General features: G+C 63.3%; 11 protein-coding genes and 1 pseudogene. 4 read left to right on the top strand and 8 right to left on the bottom strand.

Translation table 11 applies throughout. The features are described from left to right. The first annotated feature begins 61 nt into the window (after positions 1–61). The 4 genes from rnr to GJ700_RS19440 all read left to right on the top strand — a co-directional run bounded on the left by rnr (position 62) and on the right by GJ700_RS19440 (position 5,044). The gene (gene rnr / locus GJ700_RS19455) at positions 62–2,728 is read left to right on the top strand and encodes a ribonuclease R (protein ID WP_154376937.1); all 2,667 of its coding nucleotides are present in this window, start codon (positions 62–64) and stop codon (positions 2,726–2,728) included. 3 nt (positions 2,729–2,731) lie between these two features. Further along, positions 2,732–3,478, top strand: a complete 747-nt coding sequence (rlmB, locus tag GJ700_RS19450; protein ID WP_154376935.1) for a 23S rRNA (guanosine(2251)-2'-O)-methyltransferase RlmB — start codon at positions 2,732–2,734, stop codon at positions 3,476–3,478. A 131-nt stretch (positions 3,479–3,609) separates the two neighbouring features. Beyond that, positions 3,610–4,350, top strand: coding sequence for a serine O-acetyltransferase (cysE, locus tag GJ700_RS19445; protein WP_154376933.1), 741 nt, complete (start codon positions 3,610–3,612; stop codon positions 4,348–4,350). 10 nt (positions 4,351–4,360) lie between these two features. After that, positions 4,361–5,044 (top strand): YceH family protein, encoded by a 684-nt coding sequence (locus GJ700_RS19440; RefSeq protein ID WP_154376931.1) that lies wholly within the window; start codon positions 4,361–4,363, stop codon positions 5,042–5,044. A gap of 80 nt (positions 5,045–5,124) precedes the next feature. Here GJ700_RS19440 and GJ700_RS19435 read toward each other — a convergent pair whose 3' ends face one another. The 8 genes and pseudogenes from GJ700_RS19435 to GJ700_RS19400 form a co-directional block, all read right to left on the bottom strand. Continuing rightward, a complete protein-coding gene (locus tag GJ700_RS19435) occupies positions 5,125–5,895 on the bottom strand; it encodes a substrate-binding periplasmic protein (RefSeq protein ID WP_195763951.1) in 771 nt (256 codons plus the stop codon). Positions 5,896–6,014: 119 nt separating this feature from the next. Continuing rightward, positions 6,015–6,677, bottom strand: a complete 663-nt coding sequence (locus GJ700_RS19430) for a Vgb family protein (protein ID WP_154376927.1) — start codon at positions 6,675–6,677, stop codon at positions 6,015–6,017. 48 nt (positions 6,678–6,725) lie between these two features. Continuing rightward, positions 6,726–7,970 carry a helix-turn-helix domain-containing protein gene (locus GJ700_RS19425; protein WP_154376925.1) on the bottom strand — a complete coding sequence of 415 codons (1,245 nt, stop codon included), beginning with the start codon at positions 7,968–7,970 and terminating at the stop codon, positions 6,726–6,728. Positions 7,971–8,048: 78 nt separating this feature from the next. After that, positions 8,049–10,397, bottom strand: a complete 2,349-nt coding sequence (gene xdhB / locus GJ700_RS19420; protein ID WP_154376923.1) for a xanthine dehydrogenase molybdopterin binding subunit — start codon at positions 10,395–10,397, stop codon at positions 8,049–8,051. Positions 10,398–10,407: 10 nt separating this feature from the next. Continuing rightward, entirely contained in the window at positions 10,408–11,892 is a 1,485-nt protein-coding gene (gene xdhA / locus GJ700_RS19415; protein ID WP_154376921.1) for a xanthine dehydrogenase small subunit, read from the bottom strand. 50 nt (positions 11,893–11,942) lie between these two features. Then, on the bottom strand, positions 11,943–13,244 hold the full coding sequence (locus GJ700_RS19410; RefSeq protein WP_154376919.1) for an NCS2 family permease: 1,302 nt from the start codon (positions 13,242–13,244) through the stop codon (positions 11,943–11,945). A gap of 123 nt (positions 13,245–13,367) precedes the next feature. Beyond that, positions 13,368–14,663, bottom strand: a pseudogene (locus GJ700_RS19405) (allantoate amidohydrolase); the annotation flags it as partial. A gap of 226 nt (positions 14,664–14,889) precedes the next feature. Next, positions 14,890–15,825: a LysR family transcriptional regulator gene (locus GJ700_RS19400; RefSeq protein WP_154376915.1), complete on the bottom strand. Its 936-nt coding sequence runs from the start codon at positions 15,823–15,825 to the stop codon at positions 14,890–14,892. Positions 15,826–16,095: the final 270 nt, after the last annotated feature.

The following is a 16,095-nucleotide window of genomic DNA, read 5'->3' as shown; positions in this document are numbered from 1 at the left end:
TCCGGTACACTACGCGCTATATATGCAAATTCCACACTCCCAATAATAAGACCAAACACTTTTGAACCAATCTACCCACATTATTCCCAGCCGCGAGGAAATTCTCGGCATCTTCCGCAGCGCCAAGGCGCCGCTCGACTTGCGCGCCGTTGCGCTGTCGCTCAAAGTCAAAGCTGATTCCCACGCCGTCCTGACACGCCGCCTGAACGCGATGGAACGCGATGGCCAGATCGTGTCCGACGGTTCCGGCTTTTATGTGCTGGCCGACCATTCCGGCTTTGTCGCCGGCCGTGTCAGCAGCCATCGCGACGGCTACGGCTTCGTGATCCCGGACGAGCCGGGCGAAGACTTGTACCTGTCCGAGCGTGAAATGCAAAAAGTCATGCACGGCGACCGCGTGCTGGCCAAAGTGGTCGGCCTGGACCGCCGCGGCCGCGCCGAAGGGACGATCGTGGAAGTGGTGCAGCGCGCCAATTCCCACATCATCGGCCGCCTGGTCAAGGAAAACGGCATGTGGCTGGTGGTGCCGGAAGACAAGCGCATTTCGCACGACATCATCATCGACGGCCCGGTGGGCAAAGCCAAGCCGGACCAGATCGTCAGCGTGGAATTGACGGAACAGCCGGGCCGCTTCAAGCAGCCGATGGGCCGCCTGGTGGAAGTGCTGGGCGCGCTGGACGATCCCGGCATGGAAATCGAGATCGCCGTGCGCAAGTTCGGCGTGCCGCACCTGTTTTCCGACAAGGCGCTGGCGCAGGCGAAAAAGCTGCCCGACTTCGTGCGTGAAGAAGACCTGGCCGACCGCGTCGACTTGCGCGATGTGCCGCTGGTGACCATCGACGGCGAAGATGCACGCGACTTCGATGACGCCGTGTACTGCGAACCGGTGAAAATCGGCCGCAGCAAGGGCTTCCGCCTGATCGTCGCGATTGCCGACGTCAGCCACTACGTGAAGCCGAACGATGGCCTCGATGGCGATGCGCTGGAGCGCAGCACGTCCGTGTATTTCCCGCGCCGCGTGATCCCGATGCTGCCGGAAAAGCTGTCGAACGGCCTGTGCTCGCTGAATCCGAACGTGGACCGCCTGTCGCTGGTGTGCGATGCCGTGATTACCGCCAAGGGCGAGATCACCGCGTACCAGTTCTACCCGGCCGTCATGCATTCGGCCGCGCGCTTCACGTACAACGAAGTGGCCGCCATCCTGGGCAACACCAAGGGCCCGGAAGCGGCGCGCCGCGCACCGCTGGTGCCGCACCTGCAAAACCTGTACGACGTGTTCCATGCGCTGCAAAAAGCGCGGCTGGTGCGGGGCGCGATCGATTTCGAGACCACGGAAACCTACATCGTTTGCAATGCCGCGGGCAAGATCGAGAAAATCATCCCCCGCACCCGCAACGATGCGCACAAGGTGATCGAAGAGTGCATGCTGGCCGCCAACGTGTGCGCGGCCGACCTGCTGCTGCGCCACAAGCATCCGGGCACCTACCGTATCCACGCCGGGCCGACCAAGGAAAAACTCACGCAAGTGCGCAACTTCCTGAAGCAGGTGGGCCTGAGCCTGGGCGGCGGCGACACGCCGGCCGCGTCCGATTACGCGGAACTGATGGGCAAGATCAAGGAGCGTCCCGATGCGTCGCTGCTGCAAACCATGCTGCTGCGCTCGATGCAGCAGGCGGTCTACAGCCCGGACAACATCGGCCACTTCGGCCTGGCCTATGAAGCTTATGCGCACTTCACCAGCCCGATCCGCCGCTATCCGGACTTGCTGACGCACCGCGCCATCAAGGCGATTTTGCTGGGCAAGAAGTACGAGCCGAAAATCGGCGACAAGAGCGTGCTCAATACGGCCGTGTCGAACGCCACGCGCCGCCAGCAATTGAAAGACAAGCAGGAAGGCAAGACGCCGAAAGCCGCCGGCGACCTGACGGTGTGGGATGCGCTGGGCGTGCACTGCTCGGCCAATGAACGCCGCGCCGACGAAGCGTCGCGCGACGTCGAACAGTGGCTCAAGTGCTACTTCATGCAGGACAAGCTGGGCGATGAATTCACCGGCATGATCACCGGCGTGACCACGTTCGGCATCTTCGTGCAGCTGGAGGAATTGTTTGTCGAAGGCCTGGTGCACATCACGGACCTGGGCGCCGATTACTTCCAGTACGACGATGCGCGCCACGAGTTGCGCGGCGAGCGTACCGGCAAGCGTTACCAGTTGACCGACAAGGTCAAGGTGCAGGTGGTGCGGGTCGACCTCGATTCGCGCAAGATCGACCTGCGCCTGGCGGCGTCGGAAACCGCCGGTATCGGCGTGCGCCAGAAAGAGCAGAATGGCGGTCCGCGCATCACGCCGCTGTATGAAGAAGACCTGGACGACGAGGAAGTCGAAGCGCCGCGTGGCCGCCGCAAGCCGGCCGGCAAAGGCGCGCCAGCCGGCAAGGGCGGCAAGCCTGGCAGCCGCGCTGCCGCGCCGGCGCCGAAAACCGGTGCCAGTGCGGCCGGCGGCAAGCTGCCGGCGTACTTCGATCTCGAACCGTTGCCTGAACCGCTGGTGCCACCGCCACGTTCGCGCAACAGTGCCGGCGGCAAGTCCCGTACCACGGCGGCCCGTCCGGCCGCCAACCCTGCCGCCAAGGCGGCTGCAAAACCCCAAGCCAAGGCCGTGAAAGCCAAGGCTGCAAAACCCAAGCGCTCGAAGGTGGCCACGGCCGCCAAGAGCAAGAAGAAACGATAAGCAATGTCCAAAAATAAAATGATTTTCGGCTTCCACGCCGTCACGTCGCGTCTGCGTCACGAAGCGTCGTCCGTGGAAGAAATTTTCGTCGATATCGCCCGTAATGACCGCCGCATGACCGACCTGGTGGCCAACGCCAAGTCGCTCGGCGTGCGCGTAATGCCGGTGGAATCGTCGCGCCTCGACAAGATCGTCGGCACCCACCGCCACCAGGGCGTGATCGCGTTTGCCCAGCAGATTTCGCTGGCGCGCAACCTCGATGAATTGCTGGACGCGATCGAAGGCCCGCCGCTGCTGCTGGTGCTCGACGGCATTACCGACCCGCACAACCTGGGTGCCTGCCTGCGCGTGGCCGATGGCGCCGGCGCGCACGCCGTGATCGTACCGAAAGACCGCGCGGTCGGCTTGAACGCGACGGCGGCCAAGGTGGCCAGCGGTGCGGCGGAAAACGTGCCTTACATCACGGTGACGAACCTGGCCCGCACCTTGCGCGACCTGAAAGACCGCGATATCTGGCTGATCGGCACGTCCGATGACGGCGAAAAGAGCCTGTACCAGTCCGACTTCACCGGCCCGACCGCACTGGTCATGGGTTCGGAAGGCGAGGGCATGCGCCGCCTGACCCGCGAAACCTGCGACATGCTGGTCAATATCCCCATGTTCGGCACCGTCGAGAGCCTGAACGTCTCAGTCGCTTCCGGCGTCTGTCTGTACGAGGCGCGCCGCCAGCGCCTCGCCAAAGAAGCCTGATCTGGCACGGCGGATTGGCGGCGTTGTCCGCCGATCCGCTCCCCGGGCCGCCCCGGCCCACATTCCAAATTCGAGCAACCGCCTACCGAATGCGCTACGATGCGCATATCGGTCATAACCTTATGCGTTTTATGTTCCATCGCCTGAGAGAAGACATCAACAGCATCATCGACCGCGATCCCGCCGCCCGCAACGGATGGGAGGTGCTGACTTGCTACCCCGGCCTGCACGCCATCGTCATGCACCGCTGGGCCAACTGGTGCTGGACGCACCGCATGAAATGGCTGGGCCGTTTCACGTCGCACGTGGCGCGGGTCCTGACCGGCATTGAAATCCATCCCGGCGCGGTCATCGGCCGCCGCGTATTCATCGACCATGGCTTCGGCGTCGTCATCGGCGAGACCGCCGTGGTGGGCGACGATTGCACGATTTACCAGGGTGTGACCCTGGGCGGCACGTCGCTGGCCACGGGCGCCAAGCGCCATCCCACCTTGGAGCGGGGCGTCATCATCGGCGCGGGCGCGAAAGTGCTGGGTAATTTCACCGTGGGCGAATATGCGAAAGTGGGCTCGAACGCCGTGCTGCTGAAGCCCGTTCCACCGGGCGGCACGGCGGTCGGCAATCCCGCGCACATCGTGCAAAAGGATGCGGCGCCGGCCACTGTCGCCAACCTGTTCACGTCCTATGGCTTGACGGCCAACGGCGACGACCCGCTGTCGAAGGCGCTGCGGGCGCTAATCGACCATGCCGCCGTGCAGGAACGGCAGATCGAACAGCTGGCCGCAACGATGAAAGCGGCGGGGTTGGACTGTAAGGCCATGCCCGAGTGTGATAAATTCGATCCCGCCCAATTGAACAAGCTCGTCGAATAAGGAACAGCGCATGACTACCGATGCAGACAATCCCAACCTGCTGGACCCGTTTGAAGTACGGGTACTGGCGGTGCTGGCAGAAAAAGAAGCGCTCACCCCCGACAATTACCCGATGTCGCTCAACGCGATCACCAACGGCTGCAACCAGTTATCGAGCCGCGACCCGGTGATGTCGCTGTCCGAAGAAACCGTGGCCGAGACCTTGCAGCGCCTCATGCAGCGCAAATTCGTCAACGGCATCACGCAGGCCGGCGCGCGCGTGACGAAATACGAACACCGCATGCGCATCAAGTGGTCGCTGGAACAGGACAAGGTGGCCGTGCTGACGATCCTGATGCTGCGCGGCTTGCAGACGGCGGGCGAAGTGCGCACGCGCTCGGGGCGCCTGCATGAATTCAAGACCGTGGCCGATGTCGAGCAGGCGCTGCAATTCCTGATCGACAAATACCCGCCGCTGGTATCGCGCCTGAACGTGGCGCCAGGCGCGAAAGAGCCACGCTACGGTCACCTTCTGTCGGGTGAGGAAGCGCTGGCGCGCGAAGAAACCGCCGCCAGCTTTGGCGGCTCAACCGGTGCAGGCCAGGGTTCGCAGTCGGGCCGGGTAGCGGCGCTGGAAGCGGAAGTGGCGCAACTGCGGCAAGAGATCGGCGACCTGGCGGCGCAGTTTGCCGAGTTCAAAAAGCAGTTCGAGTAAATCGATCCCGTATAACCGCATGGCACGGCCTGCGCTGGCGGTAATGCAGGCATGGCGGCTTCCGCTGCGCGGAAACCGCCCTACGGTTGTTCCGATGCAGGTCCGCCTGGTAAGTAGCGGTTCGTCAGGGCACGATACTTGTCCGTCCGCTTGAACTGCGCCAGCGCGTAATCGTACTGGCGCATGCGCTTCAGCGACTCCGGCTTGTGTGAAAACACGATATAGGCCGGCGTCACGCTGAGCGGCGGCGACAGGATGTCCACGTCATCGAGCTTGCCCAGCTTGCGCATTTCATGCGTAACGTTCAAGTCGTTTTCCACGATGGCGTCGAAGCGCTTGAACAGCAGCTTTTTCATGTTCAGTTCCGCGCTGGGTACCGTGTCGACCTTGGCCCATGGCGCCTTGCGCAACGCTTCGAATTCATCGTTGACGCGCTTGTCGACATACAGCCCGATCGAATACTGGCGCATGAACTTTTCCAGGTTGCCGTCAAACCGGATCCCGTCGCCGCGTCGCACCACCAGCACGTTTTTCTGGTCGAGAATGGCTTCGTGCGGGAACAGCATGTATTCCGCGTAATCCTTGAAGTACAGCACCGTCATGGCCATGTCGCAGCGGCCCAGCTTCATTTCCGACACCACCCGCGCCCACGGCATGTAGTCGATCTGGATTTGCCAGCGCAGCGCGGCCGCCACGTTTTGCAGGATTTCCACGGCATAGCCGGCCGGCTTGTCGTCCGCATCCTTCATGGTTTGCGGCGCGAGGCCGAGGCTGCAGACGCGCAGCGGAGGTTCGGCCGCGAAGGCGGCCGGGTGCAGTGCCAGCAAGGCAATCAGTAGAGCTTTAGTCATGGTGAACATCGTCGGGCACTGCTTATGTACCGTTTGATGCTACTTGCTTTCAACATGGATGTCGATGCTGCCAGGGTGACAGCAGCTATATTGTGCAAACTACATATTTGTTTATCGATTCATGCGGCAGGACGCCGGACGGCGCGTACCTTGCCGCTCGGCCCACCGCCGCAATAAAACAGGCCCGCGCCATCCGATTCCAGCCCGCTGACGCCGGTCCCCGGCGGCATGTCAATCCGCGCCAGCACGGCGCCGCTGGCGGGATCGATGCGGCGGATATCGCTGTCGTCGCCTTCCCAGGTGCCGTGCCACAGTTCGCCATCCACCCATGTCACGCCCGTGACGAAGCGGTTCGATTCGATCGAACGGCGGATCGCGCCGGTTGCCGGGTCGATCTGGTGGATCTTGCGGTCGCGGTAATTGCCGACCCACAGGCTGCCTTCGGCCCACGTCAGTCCGGAATCCGAACCATTGCCCGGTGCGGGAATCGACGCCAGCACCTTGCCGGTGGCGGGATCGATCTTGTCGATGCGGGCCTCGGCGATCTGGTACAAATGCGATCCGTCGAACGCGGTGCCCGCGTCGCACGCGACGTCGAGCGTGCGCACGGTTTCGCCGCTGGCGGGATCGAACGCGACCAGTGCGCCGCCGGTGGCGGCCCAGACACGCTGGCCGTCGTGGGACACGCCGTGGATGCGCTCGGCGCCGTTGAAGGGACCATACTCGCGGACAATTTCCGCCGCCGTGACGGTTACTGAATTGCTTGCCTTGTTACTGTTCATGACTGTCTCCCTGGTGATGGGCGGCCAACGCGGCGCCACACAGCCACTCTATCCAATCGGCAGTGCGGCAGAGAGTAACAAAATCGTCGTGAATCCGCTCAACGGCGCGGCCAGCGGCGGCGCCAGCCAGCGGCGTGACCGGCCCTGGCCGATGGCGCGCACCCGTCCCGCAACTTCCAGCGCAGCCAGTGCGCGCTGGACCGTGCGCTGGCTGGTATCCAGCGCTTGCGCCAGCGCGGAAGTCGGCCATGCGGCGCCGTCGGCCAGCAAGGCCAGCAGCGATGCCTGTTCACCGGCTATCGGCGGCGCCAATACAGCAACCTTCTGGCTGCCATGGGGACGCCATGCGAAGCCGCGCGCCGTGGCGTCGATGCCGGCCAGCGGCGCGGCCAGTTTGCGCAGGCGGCCGATTTCCACGCGCAACCGTGCGCGGTGCGTGTCGTCAGGATGGCGGGTGCGGAAGGCCTCAGCGATCAATGCTTCCCGTTCCGCGTCGGCGGGCCAGGCTTCGGCAAGCGACTTCGCCAGCGCAAACAGGACAGGGCGGCTGGCCAGCGGCACAAGCACGCCGTTGCAGGCCAGCCCGCGCCGGCAGGCATCGATCGTCAGCGTATCGGATGCCAGCAGCGCCGCCACGTCATCGAGCGTCTGCAATTGCCCGCCACCGGCATCGATGCGTCTTGCCGCGGGGCGCACCAGCACCGCCAGCGCTTCTTCCGCTTCCGCGCACAACGCCGGTATCCCGGCGCGCTGTGCAGCCACCTGCGCACGGGTCAGCGCGCCACGCGCGGGGTCCATGCGCAACGCCCGCAACGCAATTTCCGCCGCAATCAGGTTGCCGATGGCGGCCAACGCCCAGGGTATGCCGGTAAAGTCAGCAAATGCGCCGGCCTGCGCCAGCGCGGCTTCCGCCTCGGCCAGCCGCCCCAGCAGCACCAGTCGCCGCGCGGCAGTCAGGCGCGCCTGCAAGGCGTTGGCATGGTCGTGGTGGGATGCCAGCGTGGCCGCCGCCGTGGCGAGCGAGCGGGGCGCAAAGGTGAAATCGCGCATCGCCAGCGCCACTTCCGCTTCCGCTACCACGCAGCGGGCACGCGCCACGGCCTCGCGCGGCCCGAAGGCCCGCGCGGCAAGGCGCAGCAATTCGCGCGCGCGTCCCAACTCGCCCAACTGTGCCATGGCGATGCCGCGTAAGGCCAGCGCAGGCGGATCGTCCCGCAGTGCGACGCGCTTGAGCGCACCCAGCGGGTCGCCCGCGGCCAGGGCGCGGGCGGAGGCGGTGATCAGGGAATCCATAGCCGCCAAGCGTACATGAAAAAAGCCGGACCAGCCTTTCGGCCAGTCCGGCTTTGCGTGCTGAACGCTGACCGGGAATTACGCGGTCTGCGCCTTCACGGCATCCACCGCATCCAGGATCGCTTCGCTGGTGGCCGGTGCGCGCAGCGGCGGGTTGACCTTGTGGCCGCCCACGGCCGATACCGCGTTACGGATCGCCAGGAACACGGAGAACGGCAGCAGCAGCGGCGGTTCGCCGACGGCTTTCGAACGGTGGATGCTGTCGAACGGGTTGCGGTTCTTGAACAGGCGGATATCGAAGTTGTCCGGGCAGTCCGATACGGCGGGAATCTTGTAGGTGGACGGCGCGTGCGTCATCAGCTTGCCCGTCTTGTTCCACCACAGTTCTTCCGTCGTCAGCCAGCCCATACCCTGGATGAACGCGCCTTCCACCTGGCCCACGTCGATGGCCGGGTTCAGCGAGTTGCCGGCATCGTACAGCGCGTTGACGTCCAGCAGTTTCCATTCGCCGGTCAGGGTGTCGACCACCACTTCCGACACGGACGCGCCGTACGCGTAGTAGCCGAACGGGTTGCCGGTCATCGATGCGCGGTCCCACGACAGGCCCGGGGTCGCATAGAAGCCGTCCGACCACAGTTGCACGCGCGCCAGGTAGGCGGCGGCCACCAGTTCCGCGAAGGTCGTCGTGACTTCGCCCGCATACACGATGCCGGCGGCGAACACCACGTCTTCCGGCGCCACGCTGTAGGTCTTTGCCGCGAAGTCGCGCAGGCGTTTGTTCAAGGTGGCCGCCGCGTCCTGCGCCGCCTTGCCGTTCAAGTCGGCGCCGGTCGATGCCGCCGTTGCCGACGTATTCGCCACTTTCGACGTGTCGGTGGCGCTGGCGCGCACCCTGGCCAATGGAATACCCAATTCGTGGGCCACTACCTGGCACACCTTGGTGTTGATGCCCTGGCCCATTTCCGTGCCGCCGTGGTTCACCAGCACCGAACCGTCGGTGTAGATGTGCACCAGCGCGCCGGCCTGGTTGAAGTGGGTCACGTTGAACGCGATACCGAATTTCACCGGCGTGATGGCCAGGCCTTTTTTCAGCACCGGGCTGGTGGCGTTGAATGCATCCACGGCCTTGCGGCGCGCACGGTAGTTCGAATCCTCTTCCAGCTGCGCCACCAGTTCGTGGATGACGTTGTCCTTGACCTCCTGGCCGTACTGCGTGACGTTGCGGCCTTCTTCATCGTTGCGGCCGTAGAAGTTCACCTTGCGCACGTCCAGCTGGTCCAGCCCCAGGTTGCGGGCGATTTCATCGACGATGTATTCGATGCAGATCGCGCCCTGCGGGCCGCCGAAGCCGCGGAAGGCGGTGTTCGACTGGGTGTTGGTCTTGCCGGCCATGGCGCGGATATCCACGTCCGACAGGTAGTAAGTGTTGTCGAAGTGGCAGACCGCGCGGGTCGCCACCGGCGCCGACAGGTCGGCCGAGAAGCCGGCGCGCGACACCATTTCCACCTTGGCGGCGGTAATCAGGCCGTTGTCGTCGTAACCGATTTCGTACTCGTAGTAGAAGCAGTGGCGCTTGCCGGTGACCATCATGTCGTCGTCACGGTCGGCGCGCAGCTTCACCGGCTTGCGCAATTTGGCGGCGGCAACCGCCGCGCAGGCTGCCCACAGCGCCGATTGCGATTCCTTGCCGCCGAAACCACCGCCCATGCGGCGGCATTCCACCTGCACCGCGTGCGACGGGTAGTGCAGGGCGTGGGCCACCACGTGCTGCATTTCGGTCGGATGCTGCGTCGAGCAGTAGACGTGCATGCCGTTGCCTTCTTTTGGCAGCGCGTACGAAATCTGGCCTTCGAGGTAGAACTGTTCCTGGCCGCCCACGTGCAGCGTGCCCTTCAGGAAGTTCTTCGACCGCTTGAATGCCTCGGCCGCATTGCCGCGCTCCAGGCGCATCGGTGGCACCACGAAAGATTGCGCATCGCGCGCCGCTTCCGGCGTCAGGATGGCCGGAAGCTCTTCGTACTGGATGTCGGCCTTGCGCGCCGCGTGGCGGGCCTGGTCGTGGGTCTTCGCGATCACGACGAAGATCGGCTGGCCCACGTATTCGACTTTTTCCTCGGCCAGGATCGGGTCGTCATGGATGATCGGACCGCAATCGTTGGTGCCGGGGATGTCCTTGTACGTCAGCACGTCGACCACGCCCGGCATGGCGCGCACCGGGTCCAGGTTGATCGACAGGATGCGCGCGTGCGCTTTCGGCGACGTGCCCAGCGCGGCGTGCAGCGTGCCTTGCGCTTCCGGGATGTCGTCGGTATAGGTGGCTTCGCCCAGCACGTGCAGGATGGCCGACTCGTGCGGGTGGTTTTGTCCTACTTCGGCCCAGCCCTTCGCTGCGCCAATGGTCATGAAGGCTTCGGATTTGCTGTTCATGAATGACTCCTTAAGCGAATGCGAAAGCGTTGACGGAAGATGCTGGCAGGGCGCCGTCCGGGCGGGTCTCCAGCCAGAAGCGCTGCACCAGGTTTTGCGCGGTTTTCAGGCGATAGTTCGCCGTCGCGCGCATGTCGGTCAGCGGCGTGTAGTCGGAAGCCAGCGCCGCGTGGGCGGCTTTCATGGTCTCTTCATTCCATGGCTTGCCTTCGATGGCGGCTTCCGCGTTTGGCGCGCGCTTCGACGTTGCCGCCATGCCGCCGTACGCGATGCGCACGTTGCGCGCAATGCCATTGTCCAGCTCCAGCGAGAATGCTGCCGCCACGGCGGAAATATCCTGGTCGTAGCGCTTCGACAGTTTCCATGTACGGAATTGCTGGTTTGCCTTCGGCATCGGGATGCGCACGGCTTCCACGAATTCGCCCGGTTGCCAGTCCTTCTTCATGTAATCGAGGTAGAAGTCCTGCAGCAGCATCGAGCGGCGGCCTTGCGAGCCGTTCAGCACGATTTCCGCGCCCAGAACGATCATCCATGGCGCCGAGTCGCCGATCGGCGAACCGTTGGCGACGGAGCCGCCCAGGGTGCCGGTGGAACGGATCGGCTGCGATGCGAAGCGCTGCCACAGTTCGTGCAGCGACGCATCCTTGTAGTGTTCCAGCACGGCCTTGTACGCGTCGTCCAGCGATACGCCGGCGCCGATTTCCAGCATGCCGTCGACGATACCCAGGTTGTGCAATTCTTTCACCATGCGCACGTAGATCACGTTGCCCAGGTTGCGCATTTGCTTGGTGACCCACAGGCCCACATCGGTGGAACCGGCCAGGATCGTGGCGGTCGGCTGTTCGGCGCGCAGTTGCGCCAGTTCGGCCAGGGTGCGCGGCGCATAGAACGTCTGGCCGTCATGGGTGTAGCTGAACATTTTGTCTCGTTGAATCTCTTGCAGGGCGGCTGCCAGCGCTGCCTTGTCGAAGTCCACGTGCGGCAACTCCAGCATGCGCTGGGCCGAATCGAGGATAGGACGATAGCCGGTGCAGCGGCACAGGTTGCCGGACAGGGTTTCGTTGATGGTCTTGCGGCAAACCGGCTCGGTCTGGCCTTCCTGTTTCAGGTACAGGCTCCACAGCGACATGGCGAAGCCCGGCGTGCAGAAACCGCACTGCGAACCATGGCATTCCACCAGCGCTTCCTGCACCGGGTGCAGGCTGCCGTCTTTCTGCTTCAGGTCTTCCACGGTGAACACGGCCTTGCCGTCCAGCGTAGGAACGAACTGGATGCACGAGTTCACGTTGCGCATTTCCAGTTCGCCATTGACCAGCGAACCAATCACCACGGTGCAGGCGCCGCAGTCACCTTCGGCACAGCCTTCCTTGGTGCCGGTGCAGTGGTGGTCTTCGCGCAGATGCTGCAACAGGGTACGGGTCGGAGCGACGTCGCTCACTTCATGGACTTTGCCCTGATAGTAAAACCGGATCGGTTGGGACTGCTCTTGGGACATTTTATAGACTCCTCTATTGATTTTTTATATCGGACAATCGTCAATGATGATCAGCCGGGTAAGTAAATTGTTTTGAACAGGAAAATACCCGCAATTCCCCACAGCATATAGCTGACTTCGCGATGTTTGCCAGTCAACAGTTTCAGGCCGGCGTAACTGATGAATCCCAGCGCCAGGCCATTGGCAATCGAGTACGTGAAAGGCATCACCAGCGCCGTGATGACGGCAGGGATGCTTTCCGTGGTTTCCGCCCAGTTAATCTCCGTCAGTTCGCGCAGCATCAGGCAGGCGACGAAGAACAGCGCAGGGGCCGTCGCATACGCCGGCACCACGCCGGCCAGCGGCGCGATGAACAGCGACAGCAGGAACAGGGCGGCAATCGTCACGGCGGTCAGGCCGGTACGGCCGCCTGCCTGGACGCCGGCCGCGCTTTCGATAAAGGCCGTGGTCGAAGACGTGCCCATCAGCGAACCGGCAATGATGGCGCCGGAATCGGCCAGCAGGGCCTTGTTCATGGCCGCAGGCATTTTGCCGTCTTTCATCAGGCCGGCGCGCTGCGCCACGCCCATCAGCGTGCCGGTGGCGTCGAACAGTTCGACCAGGAAGAACACCAGCACCACGTTCAGCAAGCCGTGCGAGACGGCGGATACGATATCGAGTTTCATCGCGGTGGCGGCGATCGACGGCGGGGCCGACACGATGCCGTGGAATTGATTCCCGGCGAAGAAGAACGACAGCACGGTGACCGTCATGATGCCGATCAGGAGGGCGCCGGTAACGCGCAGGCGGTCCAGCGCCACGATCACCATGAAGCCGATGATGGCCAGCACCGGGGCGGGCTGGTGCAGGTCGCCCATGGTGACGAAGGTGGCGGGGCTGGAGACCACGATGCCGGCGTTTTTCAGTGAAATCAGCGCCAGGAACAAGCCCACGCCGGCGGGAATCGCCGTGCGCAGCGATGGCGGGATCGCATTCATGATCTTTTCACGGATGCGCAGCAGCGACACCAGCAGGAAGCAGCAGCCGGAAATGAACACGGCGCCCAGCGCCGCTTCCCACGCGAAGCCCATGCCCTTGACGACGCCGTAGGCGAAATAGGCGTTCAAGCCCATGCCCGGCGCCAGGCCGATGGGGAAATTCGCATACAAGCCCATGATCAGCGTGCCGATGGCGGCCGCCACGCAGGTGGCGACAAAGACGGCGTCCTTCGGCATGCCCGCATCGCCCAGGATGGACGGGTTGACGAAGATGATGTAAGCCATCGTCAGGAAGGTGGTAAAACCTGCCAGCACTTCGGTGCGCACATTGGTGCCGTTCGCACTGAGCTTGAAATAGTTATCCAGGAAGTTCATTTCGCGTTCTCCACTTTCTCGCGCATTTATCAAGAGCCATCGCCATCTTCATATGCGGCGTTATATGTACTGTCGCTGATGAGGTGCTCGGCTGCTTATGAGAAAGGGCATAACCTTTATAGATTATTCCGTATATTCCTGGGTGGTGGCGGCTTCGGACTGCGCCTTACGGGTGCCGCGGGCCGGTTTCGGCTTGAAATGCCGCAGGAAATCCAGCAGGATGCGGGCCGCCACGTCGGCGTCGTCGACCGACAGGGTTTCGAGGGGGTTATGGCTGATACCGCCATTGCCACAGCGGGTAAACAGCATGGCGACGTCGGTCACGCGCGCCATCAGCATGGCGTCGTGGCCGGCGCCGGACGCCAGTTCGAACGGGGCCACGCCGGCCCGTTCGACGGCGGCGGACAGCTGCGCCATCAGCCATGGCGCGCAGGGCGCGCAACCGGCTTCGACCACCTGTTCGACTGTATATCCGATGTGGCGCGATTGACACACTGTTGCAATTTTTGCCATGATGTCGGCCACCGCCGCGTCCCGCGCCGCATCGTTGCCGGCGCGGATATCCAGTGAAAAGTGGCAGGCGCCGGGAATCACGTTGACGGAGCCGTTGGGCACCTGCAGCTGGCCGGCCGTGCCCACCAGCGACGATGGCTTGTCTTCGGCGCAGCGCTGCTCCACATACAGCAAAATTTCCGCGGCGGCGGTGGCGGCGTCCTTGCGCAGCGCCATCGGCGTGGTGCCCGCATGGCTGGCCACACCATTGAGCTCCACCAGGAAGCGTCGGCTGCCGGCAATCGACGTCACGATACCGACCGGCAGGTCTTGATCCAGCAGCACGGGACCCTGTTCTATATGCACTTCGACATAACCGAGCAAATCGGACGGGTCGCGCGCAATGGCGTCGATGGTGCTCAAATCCTGGCCCGCGTCGGCCAGCACGTCGCGCAGCAGGATGCCGTCGCGGTCCTGCAACTCCAGCAATGCCGGGTCGAACTGGCCGATCACGGCGGACGAACCGAGGAAGGTGCTCTTGAAACGCACGCCTTCTTCTTCGGCAAACGCGATGACTTCCAGGTGGAAGGGCAGGGAAATGCCCTTGTCGTTCAGATGCCTGACAACGGCGATGGCGGTCAGGATGCCCTGGCGGCCGTCATATTTGCCGCCGTTGCGCACGGTGTCGTAGTGCGAACCCGTGATCAGGGTGCGCGCCTGCGGGTCTGTCGACAGGAACCGGCCCACCACGTTGCCGACCGCGTCGATGTGCGCATGCATGCCGGCTTCGCGCATCCATTGCGCGATTTGCACGGCAGTTTCCCGGTGCGTGGCCGTCATGTACGTGCAGGTCAAACCGTTGTTGTCTTCGCTGAGCGTGCCCAACTGTTCAGCCCAGGCCAGGACCGTCGCGCCCAGTGCGTGCTGCTGCGGAGTATTCAGTTGCTTCAGAGTCGTCATCATGCAATCCGGTGGTGATGGTGCGAATCGATCATAGAGGGCCGCAACGCCGGATTTATATTGTCGTGACGATATGTGATGAAAGGGGACAGGTATAGCGTGGGGAGTGAGTGGGATTTATATGCCCACTGACGGTTGCCGCTGTGGGGGCCGTCGTTGCGTAGGGCGGGTTTTACAAACCCGCCCTACCGAGTTACTTCGCGAGTAATCGCGCCGCCGTGCTGACTTGCGCACGCAGCCATTTGTGCTCGGTTGCATGGTGCGCCCGTTCGTGCCACAGCTGGTAAAAGCGCAGCGGCGGGAATTTCACCGGCACCTTGTACGACTTCAGGCCCAGCGTATTTTCATAGAAGCTGGCGAACTGCTGGCCGGCCGTCAGCACCAGGTCGGTTTGCGCCACGATGTACGGCAGCATGCGGAAGTGGGCGGATTCCACCACGATATTGCGTTCCATGTTCTGCTGTTCGAGGAAGGCGTCGATGTTGCCGTGGTAGCCCGGCAAAATCAGCGCCGGCGCCGCGTGCGGCAGCGTCAGGTAATCCTCCACCGTCATGCCGTCTTTCGGCGTGCGGCGCGCATACGCGCTGTTGGCGCGCATCAGGCAGACGATCGGGTCGTCGAACAGTTTCGAGATGTGCAGGTGATGGGGCGGCTCGTCCCAGTTCGCAATCACCAGGTCCAGCTCACCATCGGACAGCAGGCGCACATAGTCGGCGTCCGGGCCCAGCGCGTGGATCACGAGGCGGCTTTTCGGCGATTCACGCCGTACGCGGGCGATGACTTCCGTGAAGAATTGCGTATTCATATAGTCGGGCGCCGCGATCCGGAAGGTGCGCGCCTCTTCCTGCGGGACGAACGCCGTCTTCGGGCTGAACAGGGCTTCCGTCTCATCGAGGATGCGTTTGGCCGGCTTCAGCAAGCTTTCGCCGTGCTGCGTCGGCACCATGCCGCGGCCGCCGCGCACCAGCAGCGGATCGCCTGTCAGTTCGCGCAATTTGCGCAGCGAAGCGGAAATCGACGGTTGCGGCTGGTTCAGTTTCAGGGCTACGCGCGACACATTCTTTTCGCACAACAGCAGGTACAGGATACGTATGAGGTGAAGGTCCAGGTGTTCTGGCAAGCGTGACATGCGTCTCTCCTTAGGTCGGTTATTTTCACTTATGCATAACAGGTTCGCACATTCCTGCGCGTAAGACCTATAACGGGAAACGTATGCAAGTTATATGGATCAGTGCAGGACTCGGGAGGGCAGGAACGCTATCGTTGCACCATCCCGGCAAGAGAGGAGACACCTTCCGTGACCGGGTGAAGGTCGATGACTGACGCACATGAGCAGCAGTCATCACGGTCGTAGGGGCGGCAGTAGCACGACTGGATTGGGGGCGTCAGCCTCGCTCAT

Source organism: Pseudoduganella rivuli, assembly GCF_009674485.1.
GTDB classification, from domain to species: Bacteria; Pseudomonadota; Gammaproteobacteria; order Burkholderiales; family Burkholderiaceae_D; genus Rugamonas; species Rugamonas rivuli_B.
Note: the sequence above shows the minus strand (reverse complement) of the source record. Positions and strands in the feature narration are given on the sequence as shown.